Annotated in this window: 14 protein-coding genes; 3 read left to right on the top strand and 11 right to left on the bottom strand. The window is 39.7% G+C overall.

Annotation, left to right across the window (positions count from 1 at the left end; all coding sequences use genetic code 11):
- Window positions 1–152: 152 nt before the first annotated feature.
- From I6F43_RS14225 to pomA, 4 genes are all read right to left on the bottom strand, one after another.
- The gene (locus tag I6F43_RS14225) at window positions 153–2,093 is read right to left on the bottom strand and encodes a DNA topoisomerase III (RefSeq protein ID WP_197102822.1); all 1,941 of its coding nucleotides are present in this window, start codon (window positions 2,091–2,093) and stop codon (window positions 153–155) included.
- A 70-nt stretch (window positions 2,094–2,163) separates the two neighbouring features.
- Entirely contained in the window at window positions 2,164–2,652 is a 489-nt protein-coding gene (locus I6F43_RS14220) for a hypothetical protein (protein ID WP_010554575.1), read from the bottom strand.
- 151 nt (window positions 2,653–2,803) lie between these two features.
- A complete protein-coding gene (locus I6F43_RS14215) occupies window positions 2,804–3,724 on the bottom strand; it encodes a flagellar motor protein MotB (protein ID WP_007587113.1) in 921 nt (306 codons plus the stop codon).
- Window positions 3,725–3,726: 2 nt separating this feature from the next.
- Entirely contained in the window at window positions 3,727–4,494 is a 768-nt protein-coding gene (gene pomA, locus I6F43_RS14210; protein WP_007587114.1) for a flagellar motor protein PomA, read from the bottom strand.
- Between the two features lie 321 nt (window positions 4,495–4,815).
- Between pomA and I6F43_RS14205 the strand changes: the two genes are divergently transcribed.
- From I6F43_RS14205 to dxs, 3 genes are all read left to right on the top strand, one after another.
- A complete protein-coding gene (locus I6F43_RS14205) occupies window positions 4,816–5,058 on the top strand; it encodes an exodeoxyribonuclease VII small subunit (RefSeq protein WP_002961738.1) in 243 nt (80 codons plus the stop codon).
- A gap of 2 nt (window positions 5,059–5,060) precedes the next feature.
- On the top strand, window positions 5,061–5,948 hold the full coding sequence (gene ispA, locus I6F43_RS14200) for a (2E,6E)-farnesyl diphosphate synthase (RefSeq protein ID WP_197102821.1): 888 nt from the start codon (window positions 5,061–5,063) through the stop codon (window positions 5,946–5,948).
- A 105-nt stretch (window positions 5,949–6,053) separates the two neighbouring features.
- Complete coding sequence (dxs, locus tag I6F43_RS14195; protein ID WP_007587116.1) at window positions 6,054–7,916, top strand: 1-deoxy-D-xylulose-5-phosphate synthase; 1,863 nt, start codon at window positions 6,054–6,056, stop codon at window positions 7,914–7,916.
- A gap of 73 nt (window positions 7,917–7,989) precedes the next feature.
- Here dxs and I6F43_RS14190 read toward each other — a convergent pair whose 3' ends face one another.
- From I6F43_RS14190 to I6F43_RS14160, 7 genes are all read right to left on the bottom strand, one after another.
- Window positions 7,990–11,076, bottom strand: coding sequence for a ligand-binding sensor domain-containing diguanylate cyclase (locus tag I6F43_RS14190; protein ID WP_007587118.1), 3,087 nt, complete (start codon window positions 11,074–11,076; stop codon window positions 7,990–7,992).
- A gap of 38 nt (window positions 11,077–11,114) precedes the next feature.
- A complete protein-coding gene (locus I6F43_RS14185) occupies window positions 11,115–11,600 on the bottom strand; it encodes a phosphatidylglycerophosphatase A family protein (protein WP_007587120.1) in 486 nt (161 codons plus the stop codon).
- The gene (gene thiL / locus I6F43_RS14180; RefSeq protein WP_197102820.1) at window positions 11,597–12,571 is read right to left on the bottom strand and encodes a thiamine-phosphate kinase; all 975 of its coding nucleotides are present in this window, start codon (window positions 12,569–12,571) and stop codon (window positions 11,597–11,599) included. The genes I6F43_RS14185 and thiL overlap by 4 nt, the downstream gene beginning before the upstream one ends.
- A 46-nt stretch (window positions 12,572–12,617) precedes the next feature.
- Window positions 12,618–13,028 (bottom strand): transcription antitermination factor NusB, encoded by a 411-nt coding sequence (gene nusB / locus I6F43_RS14175; RefSeq protein WP_007587129.1) that lies wholly within the window; start codon window positions 13,026–13,028, stop codon window positions 12,618–12,620.
- A gap of 15 nt (window positions 13,029–13,043) precedes the next feature.
- Entirely contained in the window at window positions 13,044–13,508 is a 465-nt protein-coding gene (gene ribH, locus I6F43_RS14170; protein WP_007587130.1) for a 6,7-dimethyl-8-ribityllumazine synthase, read from the bottom strand.
- A gap of 100 nt (window positions 13,509–13,608) precedes the next feature.
- A complete protein-coding gene (gene ribBA / locus I6F43_RS14165; RefSeq protein ID WP_010554580.1) occupies window positions 13,609–14,721 on the bottom strand; it encodes a bifunctional 3,4-dihydroxy-2-butanone-4-phosphate synthase/GTP cyclohydrolase II in 1,113 nt (370 codons plus the stop codon).
- 29 nt (window positions 14,722–14,750) lie between these two features.
- Window positions 14,751–15,404: a riboflavin synthase gene (locus I6F43_RS14160; protein WP_007587137.1), complete on the bottom strand. Its 654-nt coding sequence runs from the start codon at window positions 15,402–15,404 to the stop codon at window positions 14,751–14,753.
- Between the last annotated feature and the right edge of the window lie 12 nt (window positions 15,405–15,416).

The following is a 15,416-nucleotide window of genomic DNA, read 5'->3' as shown; positions in this document are numbered from 1 at the left end:
TTTTGCTATATCTAAACCAATTGTTGTAATCTTCATTTTGGTCTTCTCCCTTTGATTATTGTAACCACTTTAATCATGGCACATAGATGCCGTATAGGGAGGAGACCATTACATCAGGTTAAGTAATATCGTTTAATAAAATGGCTCTGTAGCTAACTAGCAACAGAGCTTTTTTTATAACTCGACTTTTTAAGGGTCGCTTTTCCACCTCGTTTAGCAAAGCGTTTTTTAGGTGAGCTTTTTGGTAACCTTGCAAATGCATTGCTATCGCAGTTTGCTGCTAATTGTACAAACCCATTTAGCTCAGCAAGTAAAGGCTGTAAAAATTGCTGATAACTCATTACTTGCTGCGCGATATCACCTAAGCTCGATTCCCACTTTGCGGTTAAATCAGGACTCGCTAAACCTTGTGGTAATACGCTAATAAGGGCAAGTCCCGTTTCGGTCGCTCTAATTGACTTACCTTCACGTTTTAAAAAGCGCCGCTTGAATAGCAACTCGATTATTCCCGCACGTGTTGCCTCAGTCCCTAAACCATCAGTGTCTTTTAATACTTTTTTAATTTGTGGATCTTTAACATAACGGCTAATGCCCGTCATCGCAGCCAATAATGTAGCGTCGGTAAAATAAGCAGGAGGTGATGTATGCTTTTCGACCACTTCGCCTTGCTCACAAAAAAGAGACATACCTTTTGTTAAAGGAGGTAACGTAGCTTCATCTTTTAATTCAGACTTACCCATTAATACCTTAAAGCCCAGGCTTACATCTTGTTTTGCATTTGCTTTAAATAATCCGCCAGCGATTGTTATCTCTGCTTTAGTTTCGTTATATATATAGTCGGGATAAAACTGAATTAGGTAATGGCGGCTTATTAATTGATATACCTTCGCTTCGTCACCGCTCAAACTCGCTGACTTTAACTGCTTAGCAGTAGGCACAATGGCATGATGGGCAGCCACTTTTGAATCGTTAAAACATTTACTACGCTTTTTTACATCAGCCCCATTTACCAATTCGGTGCTTTGCCCACCATTAGCACTTATAGCTTTAAAAATAGCAGATGCATCTTGATGGTGATCTTTAGGTAAATAACGATTATCAGAGCGTGGGTAAGTTATTAGTTTATGACGTTCGTAAAGTATTTGGCAAATATCCAACACCTTTTGAGCTGGCATACCAAATGCTTTAGCCGCATCTATTTGCAGTGCAGATAGGTTATACGGTAATGGAGCACTTTGTTTTTTTTGTTTTTGGTCAAGTGAAGTAAGCTCAGCACTTTGCTTTGTAATGCGTGAAGCAACATTTTGTGCGAGTGCTTTGTTAAGTATGCGCCCTTCTTCATCTTGATGTGGCTCACATGCTTTACTAGGAACCCACTTAGCTATGAATGGCTGGTTATCTGGAGTAAGTAAATGCGCCAGTACATCGTAAAAAGGCTTAGATACAAAGTGTGCTATTTCGTTATCTCTATTAACAACAAGACCTAAAATAGGGGTTTGTACTCGCCCTACCGAAAGCACATTACCAAACCCTGCTTTTTGCCCAGCTAGTGTGTATGCACGTGTTAAATTCATACCAAATAGCCAATCAGCACGAGAGCGCGCTAAAGCAGATACACTTAGCGGAATAAAATCTCGATTAGAACGCATAGTACCCAGTGATTTTTTTACCGCCGATAAGTTTAAATCACTAATGAGTAAACGTTGCGTACTCTGCTTTTTAGCCTGACTTATTTTAGCTTCTTCAATTACTTGATCGACTAGTAGCTGGCCTTCACGGTCTGGATCGCCAGCGTGAATAAGTTGCGAGGCTTGTTTAATTAATTTTTTTAAAACAGTGAGCTGTTTGCGAGTTTTGGTTTTGGCTTTTAACTTCCACTGTTCAGGTATTATAGGTAAGTGTTCAAACTGCCACTTTTTAAAGCGCTCATCGTAATCATCGGGTTCTGCTTGTTCTAGCAAATGTCCAATACACCACGATACACAATCGCCATTAGCGACTTCTATATAACCATCATATTTTTTATGTGGTTTTGGTAACGCATCAGCAATAGCGCGTCCAAGTGAAGGTTTTTCTGCAATGTAGAGTTTCATAGCCTGCTCATCACTGTTTATATAAACAGTAGTCTAGCACAGCTATTTTAAAGGAGGGAACTTTTTGTAACTATTGGCTAGCTGGGCTTTTTTTGTCTTTTGTTAAAATATAAATAAGCGGAAGATAACAAACAACAACGGTGCCTATATTAATAAATGGCAATAAGGTTTTATAAATGTATGTACTATAAGAAAGATCCCATAAATGGCGGTCGACTAATCTAAATAGCTGTAAAATTGGTGCCATAATAACAACCAATTGACCTAATACGCATTGCCACAAATAAACCTTATCTTTTAAACCCAGATATGCGATGAGTGCCATCCAAGCAATATCATTAAGGGCCCAAACAAGGTATCGATAAACATAAATCCCATTATCAAACTCTTTCAAGTAAGGATGAATAATGGTTCCATATAAAAAAAAAGCGGCTGTAATTAAAGCGAAACGCAGGGCCAAATAATCTTTTCTAAAATAAAAGATGAAAATAGCAGGGCTTAAAATAAACACCCAACTAGTATCTAATATCAATATAGTCTTTAAAAACCATTCAGGCATTAGAGTTAATCAAGTTTTTTTTCATCATCGTCATTACCACCGCCATTTCCTGGCATATGACTAAACTTATCGACCTTTTTCATAAACTATTCCGTTACATTTGTTAAAGAAAGCATACTTTATGATAAATAAGTGTGTTTGCCAATAAAAGTTATCTTACATCTATAGGAGCTGACTCTTTTGCTTTACCTTGTAATATAGATATTTCTACTCGGCGATTCCTGCGGCGATCTTCATCGGTGTCATTCGGTACAAGTGGTCGTGTTTCAGCTCGACCAACCACCATCATTCGGGTTTTATCAAATCCTTGGACTTTTTGCAGTTCACTTGCAACGGCTACAGCACGCTTTGATGATAGGTCCCAATTATTAATATATAACTCATTCGATACCTGAAAATCATCTGTATGGCCAGATACTGTTATTTCACCGGGTACATCTTTTAACAGCACACCGATATCTTGAATTATAGGTTTAAACTTAGGTTGTAAAAATGCACTACCTGAAGGAAATGAACCATTCTCTCTAATGCGAATAATTATTTGCTGCCCTAAAGACTCAAGCTCAATTGCGCCATCGATTATTTGCTTTTCAAGCTGCTGCGCTATCTTTTTAACAAGCTCGTTAGTTTGCTCCTGATCGGCTGCTGAAGTTGCTTGCTCAGAAGATTCTTCTTGTGAGGTACTACGAGATTCGCCACCGCGTTTATCCCCGCGCTGTTCTTGCCTGCCGCCTGCTGAGCTTTCATCGCCAGCCTGAAACTCTAACATTTGTTGAGTCATTTCGACTGTTTGCTGCTGAATGGTTTCTATTGGGGTTGGCTCTGGTTTACCTGGGGTAAACTCCATGGCAATAACAGAGGTCCCTTTAGGGATGTCTTTTACTTCAATTTTATTCTGCACACCAAAAGCAAACTTCATAGAGCCCGCAATTTGTTTAAACTTAAGTACATCCATTTCTGAAAACGCGAGCAAGAGTACAAAAAAGCACATTAACAGTGACATTAAATCGGCAAACGTTCCCATCCATGCAGGTAGACCTGGTGGTGGGCATTTGCACTCTTGATCAGACATAGTTACTCCTCGGTATCTACTTTGCGTTTAGATTCAGCTAAGTAATTTTTCAAAATACCTTCGATTACTTTTGGATTCTGACCATCTTGTATACCTAAAATAGCATCCAAAATTAAACGCTGATTCATAGCTTCCTCATCTTTACGCAGTTCAAGTTTTACCTGAATAGGAATTGCCACTACATTGGCTAAAAACGCGCCATATAAAGTTGTTAATAGTGCTACTGCCATTGCCGGACCGATTGCCTTTGGGTCATCCATGTTAGACAACATTGCAACCAAACCAATTAGAGTACCAATCATGCCCATTGCAGGCCCTATATCAGCTAACGACTTAAATAAACCCGCGCCCAATTCATGGCGAGTCGTGGTTAGAGAAATATCTTTTTGAAGTGTAGCGCGAACTACATCTGCGTCGTGGCCATCGACGAGCATGTCGACGCCTTTGCGCATAAAGGGGTTTGGAATTTCAGCTTCTTCGAGTGCTAAAAAACCGCCTTTACGAGCTGAATCAGCAAGTTCTACTGCTTTTTCGATAAGTATTTCTGGCGTTTCGATTTTAAACATAAACGCTTTGGCAACAACTTTACCTATCCCCAAAAATTGCGACATAGTGAAGTTTGATAAAACAATAAAGAGTGAACCACCAAATACAATAACCACAGACGGGGTATTGTAAAACATAGCCATTTCACCGCTACTACTCATAAACATAGACATGACAATTAAGCCAATTGCGCCTAGGATCCCGATTATGGTTGCTAAATCCACATTTCCTCCAGAAGTTTCATGCTTAATGGCCTTATCATAAACTTTTATTATTAACTGCTTATCGGCAACATATTGAATTGCTTAAGCCATTTTTATAAATAAACATAAAAAGCAGCCTTTAGCACTATCTTAGATCAAGTTATAAGGGCTACCTAATTATCAATTGATTTATTAAACCAACAGACCGCTATTAAGGCTTTATTAATGCACTTGAAATATAATTTAACGTTATAAAGGTAAAAAACCAATATCATCCTTTGACCTAGTTTAGCATTCCCCCTAAAATTGACCCCTAAATTTATTATGTAAGCTGAAATAAAGATGGCGACTAAAAAACCTGAAAACTTAAGTTTCGAACAAGCACTAGAAGAATTATCTACAATCGTTAGTGACATGGAACAAGGTGACTTATCGCTTGAGCAATCGTTAAAGCAATTTGAGCGTGGAATTGCATTAGCAAGTGCTTCATCAGGGAAATTACAGCAAGCAGAACAAAAAGTATCAATTTTGATGGGGAATGGCGAAAAGTCAGTACTTACAAATTTTGATAATGATATGGAATAGCTGTGAGCATAAAAAATCATATTGAACTTGCTCAAAAAGATGTAGTAGCGACCTTACAACAGCATTTTAACCAGCCTCTCGATACAGAAGAAACGGTAAAGAACGCCACCCAGTATGGATTATTTAATGGCGGTAAAAGATTACGTCCATTTTTAGTTTATGCCACAGGTAAAATGCTCGGCGCAAACCATCAAGACTTAAACGTACTTGCTGCTGCAATTGAGTGTATTCATAGCTATTCGTTAGTCCATGATGACTTACCAGCAATGGATGATGACGACTTACGCCGCGGACGCCCTACTTGTCATATAGAGTTTGGCGAGGCAAATGCAATTTTAGCCGGTGATGCTCTTCAAACTCTTGCTTTTGAGCTTATTGCGAATCACAAATTTGAATGCTCATCGCAAACACAAGTAAAAATGATTGCTACACTTGCCCACGCATCAGGCCTTCAGGGTATGGTTGGCGGACAAGGTCTTGACATAGCAGCAACTGATAAAGTAATTACCGTACAAGAGCTTGAGCGAATACATAAGCTAAAAACCGGAGCTCTAATTAATTGCGCAATTACACTTGGTGCACTGTGCAGTGAAAAGGCTGATCAACAAACCTTAGAAAATTTAAGTGTTTTTGGGTATGCTATAGGGCTAGCATTTCAAGTACACGACGACATTTTAGATGTTGAAGGCGATACAGTTATTTTAGGAAAGCCACAAGGCTCCGATATTGCCGCGAATAAAGCGACATATCCGGCGTTATTAGGTATGCTAGGCGCTAAAGAAAAGGCGCAGAATTTAATACAACAAGCCCATGAAGCGTTAGCAAATATAGATGCTGACACAACACTTCTTGCGTCGCTAGCAAATTATCTAATTGAGCGTGACCACTAATTTTTGCTCATACGTATTGCAATTAGCACTGACATTATTACTCAACATTAATTATTCGTAAAAGCTTTGAATTAATTAATGTTAGCGAAGGATATATATAAAACCATGACACTTGATAGTAGCAAGTATCCATTACTTAATTTGGTTGACGAGCCAGCCCAATTGCGTGACTTAGCGCAAGACAAACTCCCTGCATTTAGCAATGAGCTGCGCGATTATTTACTCAACTCAGTATCGCAAAGTAGCGGTCATCTAGCGTCTGGTTTAGGGACGGTTGAACTAACCGTTGCCCTGCATTATGTTTATAACACTCCAGACGATCGCCTAGTTTGGGATGTGGGTCATCAAGCTTATCCGCATAAAATTCTTACTGGTCGTCGCGAGCAAATGCACACCATTCGCCAAAAAGACGGTTTGCACCCTTTTCCTTTTCGCGATGAAAGCCAATACGATACGTTTAGCGTAGGCCATTCAAGCACCTCTATTTCAGCTGCCTTAGGTATGTCTATTGCCGCACAAAAAGAAGGTAAAGGTCGAAAGTCTGTAGCCATTATTGGTGACGGAGCTATAACCGCAGGCATGGCATTTGAAGCGATGAATCATTTAGGTGATGTAAAATCAGACATGCTTATTATTTTAAATGATAACGAAATGTCGATTTCTGAAAATGTTGGCGCATTAACAAATCATTTTGCTCGAATTTTATCAGGTAGCTTTTATACTAACATTCGTGAAGGTAGTAAAAAGTTACTCTCAGGTGTGCCTCCGGTAAAGCAACTTGCCAGTAAAATGGAAGAGCACATTAAAGGCATGATGATCCCGGGTACCTTCTTTGAAGAATTAGGCCTAAATTACATTGGTCCCATTGATGGTCACGATGTAAACATGCTTGTAGATACATTACGTAATATGCGTAATTTAAAAGGCCCACAGCTTTTACATATAAAAACCCAAAAAGGTAAGGGCTACAAACCGGCTGAAGCCGATCCTATTGGCTATCATGGTGTACCAAAATTCGATCCGAGCACAACTAGCCTACCTAAATCTAAACCTAGTGCTGCTACTTTTTCAAAAGTATTCGGCGATTGGTTATGTGATATGGCCGAACAAGACAGTAAGTTAATGGCTATCACGCCTGCAATGCGCGAAGGTTCAGGCATGGTACGTTTTTCTAAAGAGCATCCAGATCAATACTTTGATGTAGCTATTGCTGAGCAGCATGCCGTTACTTTAGCCGCTGGCTTTGCCTGTGAAGGTTTAAAACCTGTTGTTGCTATTTACTCAAGCTTTTTACAACGTGCGTATGACCAATTAATACATGATGTTGCACTGCAAAACTTACCTGTATTATTTGCCATTGACCGCGCTGGTATTGTTGGAGCCGATGGTGAAACTCACCAAGGTGCGTACGATTTAAGCTTTATGCGCTGCATTCCAAATATGGTAATTATGGCACCAAGCGATACCAACGAATGCCGCCAAATGCTATACACCGGTTATAAAGCAAACTGCCCTGTTGCAGTTCGTTATCCTCGAGGTAGTGCAGGTACTGCAGACATTGAAAGCACTATGCAACTGCTTGAAATAGGTAAGGCAGATACAATTAAGAAAGGCAGTAAAATTGCCATTTTATCGTTCGGTACATTACTTGAAAATGCACAGCTTGCTGCAGATGAATTAGATGCAACGCTTGTTAATATGCGTTTTATTAAACCACTTGATACCGCACTTTTAAATGAGCTTGCAACTAGCCACGATGTAATTGTTACGCTTGAAGATAATGCGATTGCTGGCGGTGCCGGCTCTGCAGTTAACGAATTCTTAGCAACGCAAAAAGCTGATATTAATATCCTTAACTTAGGTATTCCTGATGAGTTTATTAAACACGGCACCCAAGATGAAATGCACGATGAAATGGGATTAGGCGAGCAAGGAATATTAACCGCTATTAAAGCGTTTATTAATTAACTTCCTATACATCTAAAGTTGAGCATATTAAAAAAGGAGCCTAGGCTCCTTTTTTAATATCAAATATTGCTGATCAGCGCATCCACACTTTAATATCAGCTAGGCCATTGCTTTGTAAAATACCTAATTGTTGATCAACGTTAGAATTTTGTTCAAACTCAAATGCATCAAGCTGATCATCAAACGTAATATTTGCAACACCATCACCACCGCGCTTTTTAACTTGGTGTAGTGAAATATCTGCTAGGTTAATAGATGTCTCCCAGCTAATTACCTGCCCACCCAAAAGTGGTAATGGATAAAATGACCAACCAATTGATGCCGTGATATTAGTTGTTTTTCCATTTGGTAATTGGAATGAATTAGCCGCTATTACTTTACAAAGATCTGAAGCATAGCTGTCTATTTTATTGCATTTAAAATCACGTAATAATAGTAAAAACTCATCACCACTCCAACGTGCCACATAGTCAGAACCCTGCGTACGCGAATTTAATAATGCAGCCATTTGCTGTAAGCAGCTATCACCTGCAATTGGGCCATAGGCATCATTGATACGGCTGAAGTTATCAAAGTTAATAATTACCAGCACCAGTGACTTGCCTTGTGCCTGCAGCGATTGTGAATTACGTTGAAAGTGTTCAATATCTTTAGGGAGTTGATCAAACAAAAAGCGACGACTACGCAGCCCTGTTAGCTCATCTGAGTGACTAACTAATTTAAGCTGTGAATTCACTTGGCCTAATTTATCATTAGCTTGACGAAGCTCTAAGGTACGCTCGGTGATCAAGCCCTCTAATGCTTCTTGTTTTCTACGCTCTTGCGCTCTAAATACCCAAAAAATAAGGTAGAAAAGCAAAATAAAACCACTGGTAATTAAAAGCCTAAAGTAAATAGTTTCGTCAAAGCGCTCAGGCACTACAAAGCCGTATTCTACTTCTTGCGCTTTAGTCCAGTCTTCACCTTGGCGCTTCGCTTCTAACTGAAACAAAAACGAGCCTGGAGGCAAGTTAGTATAAATAGCTTCACGTCGCGTATTAGCATAGCGCCAGTCACTATCTAAGCCACTTAGTTTATATCTAAATTCAATACTGTTTGGTGCATAGTAATCAATAGCTGTGTAAGTTAGCGTTATATCACGCTCGTCTGTTTCTAATGATGGTTTTTTACCAAGCGCAGCGGTGGTTAAATGACGAAGTGGTGTTGTTATTGTTTCTATTGTTGGCTTTAATGCAAGCACACCAAATAGCTCTACATTTTTAGGTATTTCAACAACACCTTGTAAGCTTGGGTACCAAATAGAATTGCCGGTGTCTGCTACCGCATCATGCCCAAGCCCACTACAACATTGATTCGCTTTACCATCGAGTTGACGGTCAAAAGATGAAATCACTTCTTCAACTTTTAAGCTTTTTATCTCTGTTTTAAATTGCTCTACAGGCATTCTGTAAACACCTTTCATGGTGCTTACCCAAACATGTTTTAACTTTTCATCATATTCTAGGCTAAATATAGACCCATACGGTAAACCATTAGCGGCATCGAGTTGACGCCACTGCCCTTGCGTACTTCTGTAAAAAAGCCCATCGTTAAGAGAGCCGATTAAAATACCCACGCCATCTATATGTAGCACGCTAGTTACGTATGCACTTTCAAGTGTTGTTTGGTCACCAATTTTTTCAATGCCACGGTCTGTAAAGTAATATGCGCCTTTACTAGTACCAATCACACCAAAGTTTGTTTTATCCAATACGTAGGTAATAAACTTACTACCTAAAAAAGCGTTATATGCAAAAGGCGTTAAACCAGCATAATTTAATCGATATAAACCGCGTCCGGTACCAATCCAAAAACCGCCTTTACTAGAGCGACTTATTGCAAATACCGGGTTATCGCGAAGCGCTCGACCAGGGACGGTATAGAGTGTCTTGTTTTCAAAAACAAATAAGCCGCGCCCCGTGGCTATATATAATCGTTCACCATCGAATTGTAGATCGTGTACTGACGCGTATCCATATTTACTACTTGGAACTAAATTAATAAAACTTTTATCTAAATCGAAATAACCAATGCCGCTTTTGTTAGCAACCCACAGTTTTCCATCAGGAGCTTGGCTGATAGCCATAACAGACTCGGTCATATCTGAAACAGCTGAATGCCTTTCTACTCGCCCTTCATGGGCAAGCCATAAGCCTTCACTAAAACTTGCTAACCAAACGTTATTTTTATCATCTCTAAAAATATCAGCAAACCATATGCTTTGATCAAGTTGGCTTGGTTCTACCCATTGCCACTCACCGGTTTTATCTCTAAATAATAAACGTCCATAAGTCGAAACCCATAAGCCACCATCGGTATCACTCATAAACTTATAAACGGCTGAGTTATTTGCATTAGGTAAAGGAAAAGGTCTTAGTTCGTCATCTAAATCTAAAAAGTATGCACCTAGCTCAGAGGCTATATACAAATTACCGTTTAAGAATGATAAATCGTGCACTATGGTTTGCGCTAAGCGCTCTGGTAACGATATTTTAGCGGTAAGCTCTAAACGTAGTTTAGAGAAATCTGATGAGTTTTTAGTAAGGCGTAATAAATGACGATCATTAACCAGCCAAATACCTTCAGGAGAGAGTGCCATTTGGCTAACAGAGCCAACAATTTGGGTAATTACGGTAGCATTAACAATAGGTAGGGGACCATTTACTTGAGTGCGTAAATCAACTTGCCCTCTATCTACATAGTATAAACCATTAGCCGCAATCCATATGCTGCCTTTAGAGTCCTCAAGAATATCTCTTACCGGACCTTTAATATTAAACTCTTGTGCTGCAAATGTGGCTGGATTAATAACTACCAAGCCACTTTTAGTACCTACCCATAATAAGCCACTAGAATCGACTAAAAGTTTATTAATACCATTACTAGGCAAGAACGGGCTATTTTGCGTGTTGTAGTTTGTAAATGTTGTGCCATCAAAACGGCTTAAGCCAAACTGAGTACCCAACCACATATAGCCTTGCTGGTCTTGTACTACGCTTTTAAGTGATTGCGAAGGTAGACCATCTTTTATATTCCATTGCTTAACTACGTAATCACTAATTGAAGCCCAACTTGGTGTCGCGCACAACATCAGTACACAAACCAGTAAAAATCGCATCATATTGCTGCCACCTAGTTAAACAAATCAAATATAAAAAATTAAAAGGGTAGTAAACCCACTTTTATTAGCGCCTGTAAGCATATAAGCGAAAAAACGCCCGCAAGTATATCATCGGCCATAATACCTAAACCACCATGTACTCGTTTGTCTAGCATACGGATTGGGCCAGGTTTTGCTATATCAAAAAAGCGAAATAACAAAAAACCAACGAGTAATGTTTGCCAGCTAAGTGCTGCACCAATCATTGTAATGTAATAGCCTGCCACTTCATCCCATACAATAGCAGGATGGTCGTGCACGCCTAAATCATCAGCCGTTTTACCACAGGCCCATATACCAAATATACTGATCACTACTGCAAACACAATTTGCAACCATAGCGGATAATACATAGTCATAAAAATGAATGGCAGTGCAGCAAAAGTGCCAAATGTGCCAGGCGCTTTAGGGGCTAACCCAGTACCAAAACCCAAACCAAAAAACTGATGTGGGCGCTTTAAATTAAACTTTCGGTTTTTGTTCAAACCAGCTCCTTTACAAAATGCTCAAAACCTTGCTGCTTAAAATCAAACTTTTCACCGTTGTGTAATAGTTCAATTTGACCATCGCCACTTTTAATTTGGCCTATGCATGTTGCATCTACACCATATTGACGCAGTTTTATATCTAGCATACTTTTATTGCTATCAGGTACAGTAAAAATTAATTCGTAATCATCACCGTAACTGAGAATAAATGGCAGCTGCTGATTAAAATCAAGGCTTGCTTGCATTGCATCTGAAGTCGGAATACTTTCAATATTCACAACTGCATTTACTTGCGACATATCAAGTATATGACTTAAATCAGCGATTAAACCGTCCGATACATCAATAGCCGATGATGCAAGGCCTCGCAATACCTGTCCTGCAGCAACACGCGGTGTTGGAAAGTCAAAGCGCTTATTTAAGTACTTTAAATGCTCTGGCTCAATACTTATACCTTGTTTGCGAGACTCAATTGCAAGTCCAGCGTCACCTAGCGGACCTGTAACATAAACCCAATCACCCACTTTCGCACCACTACGGCGAAGTGCAGTACCTTCTGGTACAGTCCCTTTTGCACAAATAGTGATAGTTAATGGGCCCTGAGTAGTATCGCCACCTATAATTTGCACATTAAAGTATTCTGCAATTTCATGCATGCCTTCAGTAAACTCTTCAATCCACTGTGGGTCAATACTTGGCAAGGTTAACGCAACTGAAACCCATGTTGGCTCAGCGCCCATTGCCGCTAAGTCACTTAAATTAACAGCAAGCGCTCTGTGACCTAATGCACGAGGGGAAATATCATCAAAAAAGTGTACGCCAGCAACAAGAGTATCTGTTGTAACAGCAAGTTGGCAGTTTTGTGGAACGGTTACTAAAGCGCAATCATCCCCTATACCTAGGTTTACATCACGACGGGTGATCCCGCGACCTTTAAAGTAGCGGTTAATTAATTCAAATTCCTTCATACACAAAAAAGCCGGCCTATGCCGGCTCCCCTCTTTAACGGTTTACTTACTTGCGTAAATGCTTAACAGCTTTATCAAGTACACCGTTTACAAATTTATGGCTGTCTTCAGCGCCAAATATTTTGGCCAGCTCAATACCTTCGTTGATAGCAACTTTATAAGGTACATCTTCACGGAACTTAAGCTCATAGCTGCTTAAACGTAAAATTGCGCGCTCAACCATATCTAAGTCATTAAACGGACGTGTTAAATGTGGTGATACAGCTTCGTCTAGTTGCTTATAATTTACAGCAACACCCGTCGCTAAATCTTTAAAGTATTCAACATCAATTTTAGTAACGTCTGTTTCGATCAACATTTGTTGTTCGATATCGGCAATTAAATTGCCACTTATTTGCCAAGAATAAACGGCTTGGAGTGCTAAGATACGTGCTTTACGTCTTGCTGCTGGTTTCACAAAAATTCCTTAAACTTAAATTTTATCTAACACATTAACCATTTCAAGCGCGCCTAAAGCAGCTTCGCCGCCTTTATTGCCCATTTTGGTGCCAGCACGCTCAATTGCTTGTTCAATGCTTTCTGTGGTTAATACGCCAAATGCAACCGGGATATCATACTCAAGTGATACTTGCGCAAGACCTTTGTTTGATTCGCCAGCAACTAGGTCAAAGTGTGGTGTACCACCTCTGATCACTACGCCTAATGCGATGATTGCATCATACTCTTTTTTTGCCGCAACGCGTTTAGCCGCTAAAGGTAATTCTACCGCGCCTGGTACATAAATAACGGTAATGTCGTCATCAGATACGCCACCAGTGCGTTTTAGCTCATCAACAGCACCTGCAAGGAGGCTGCTACCGATAAAGTCATTAAAACGAGAAATGACAATGGCAAACTTTTTGCCAGGAGCGTACTTACTACCTTCAATAATTTTCATTTGATAACCCTAAAAATAAGTTCAAGCGGTTGCGATTGCGCAAAAATTGCTGCGCATCATACCATAAAAATAAAATAATAGCCTAGTTTAAGCGTGATGCTTATTGTGGCTCAACATAATCAACAACTTCTAAATGAAAGCCCGAAAGTGCATGGTACTTTTTAGGGCGACTCATTAATCGCATTTGTTTAATTCCAAGATCTGCAAGTATTTGCGAGCCTACGCCAACAGTACGAGATGTACCTTTGAATTTACGAGGCGTAACGCTTTCGCCAGCATCAGCTGCTGCGAATGCTTTTACAGTTGCCTCTAATTCTTCAGTGCTTTCTTGCTTACCTAAAATAACTAAAGCACCTTCATTTTTAGCGATATAAGCCATTGCTTCTGAAAGGCCCCAACTACGGTCAGCACTTCTATCTGAAAGTAGGATATCGTTAAAGGTACTTTGCAAATGTACACGTACATTTGTCGGTTCTTGCTCTTTTATATCGCCTTTAAGCAATACGTAATGTAATTGGCCGTCAATTGTGTCTTTGTAAGTAACTAAATCAAATTCACCGTGAATAGTTGGTAACTTACATTTTGCAACTTGCTCAATTGTTGTTTCGTTTAAGTTACGGTATTCGATTAAATCAGCAATAGTACCAATTTTAATATCATGCTCTTTCGCAAAAACTTCTAAATCAGGGCGACGCGCCATGGTGCCATCGGCATTAAGTATTTCAACAATAACAGATGATGCTTCAAGCCCAGCTAAACGCGCTAAATCACAGCCAGCTTCAGTATGTCCTGCGCGAGTTAATACGCCGCCAGGTTGTGCCATAATTGGAAAAATATGACCAGGCTGCACGATATCACTTGGTACTGCGCCTTTAGCTATAGCCGCTTGCACTGTACGCGCTCTATCTGCTGCTGAAATACCTGTAGTAACACCCTTTGATGCTTCTATCGACATTGTAAAGTTAGTTGAAAATGCAGCACCATTATTTTTAACCATTAAAGGTAAATCAAGTTGCTCACAACGCTCTTGCGTCATAGTTAAACAAATTAAGCCACGGCCATGAGTGGCCATAAAATTAATAGCTTGTGCACTAATATGCTCTGCGGCAATAATTAAATCGCCTTCATTCTCTCTATCTTCATCATCCATTAAAATAACCATCTTACCGGCTTTAATATCGTCGATGATTTCTTGTGCGCTGTGTAAATTCATAAATTTGCTCGTATAAGTTATCAGTTTCGTTATTTAATAAAACCCGCTTTAGCGAGTAAGCTCATCGAAATATCAGAGCCCGTTGGTTGCTCTGCACCTTTTATAAGGCGCTCTAAATAACGTGCAATTTGATCGACTTCTAAATTAACTTGAGTGCCTACTTTAAAGTGAGCAATTGTGGTTTGCTCACTCGTATGTGGAACAATTGTTAATTTGAATTTATTACCTTCTACAGCGTTTACTGTCAGGCTTATACCATCAATACATACCGAACCTTTGTACGGGATGTATTTCATTAAATTTTCTTCGGTTGTAAGCCAATATTCTGTTGCTCGAGCGTTTGCTGTAATGCTTGTAATAGTTGCTATGCCATCAACATGGCCAGATACTAAATGACCGCCTAAACGCGAAACAGGTTGCATGGCTTTTTCAAGATTCACCGTTTGCCCTAAAGCATAGTGAGCAAAACCGGTTAAACCAATCGTCTCGTTAGATAAATCAGCACTAAAACCGTCAATATGTTTATCAACTACGGTTAAGCAAACGCCATTGGTTGCAATGCTGTCGCCTAGCTTTACGTCTTCCATATCAAGGTCAGCACTTTGGATACGAATGGCTAAGTCGCCTTGTTTTTTTTGTAATAAAGCAATTTTGCCTGTGGCTTCTATTATCCCAGTAAACATAGCGCTACTCTT

This window comes from Pseudoalteromonas sp. NZS71_1 (assembly GCF_015864305.1).
Lineage (GTDB): Bacteria > Pseudomonadota > Gammaproteobacteria > Enterobacterales > Alteromonadaceae > Pseudoalteromonas > Pseudoalteromonas arctica.
The sequence above is the reverse complement of the archived record's forward strand: the minus strand, read 5'-3'. Positions and strand labels throughout refer to the sequence as shown.

Bases quoted from the DNA above. Each gene is read 5' to 3' on its own strand.
- I6F43_RS14225 (WP_197102822.1), bottom strand. From the start codon at position 2,093: ATGAAACTCTACATTGCAGAAAAACCTTCACTTGGACGCGCTATTGCT.
- I6F43_RS14220 (WP_010554575.1), bottom strand. From the start codon at position 2,652: ATGCCTGAATGGTTTTTAAAGACTATATTGATATTAGATACTAGTTGG.
- I6F43_RS14215 (WP_007587113.1), bottom strand. From the start codon at position 3,724: ATGTCTGATCAAGAGTGCAAATGCCCACCACCAGGTCTACCTGCATGG.
- I6F43_RS14205 (WP_002961738.1), top strand. From the start codon at position 4,816: ATGGCGACTAAAAAACCTGAAAACTTAAGTTTCGAACAAGCACTAGAA.
- dxs (WP_007587116.1), top strand. From the start codon at position 6,054: ATGACACTTGATAGTAGCAAGTATCCATTACTTAATTTGGTTGACGAG.
- I6F43_RS14190 (WP_007587118.1), bottom strand. From the start codon at position 11,076: ATGATGCGATTTTTACTGGTTTGTGTACTGATGTTGTGCGCGACACCA.
- thiL (WP_197102820.1), bottom strand. From the start codon at position 12,571: ATGAAGGAATTTGAATTAATTAACCGCTACTTTAAAGGTCGCGGGATC.
- ribH (WP_007587130.1), bottom strand. From the start codon at position 13,508: ATGAAAATTATTGAAGGTAGTAAGTACGCTCCTGGCAAAAAGTTTGCC.
- ribBA (WP_010554580.1), bottom strand. From the start codon at position 14,721: ATGAATTTACACAGCGCACAAGAAATCATCGACGATATTAAAGCCGGT.
- I6F43_RS14160 (WP_007587137.1), bottom strand. From the start codon at position 15,404: ATGTTTACTGGGATAATAGAAGCCACAGGCAAAATTGCTTTATTACAA.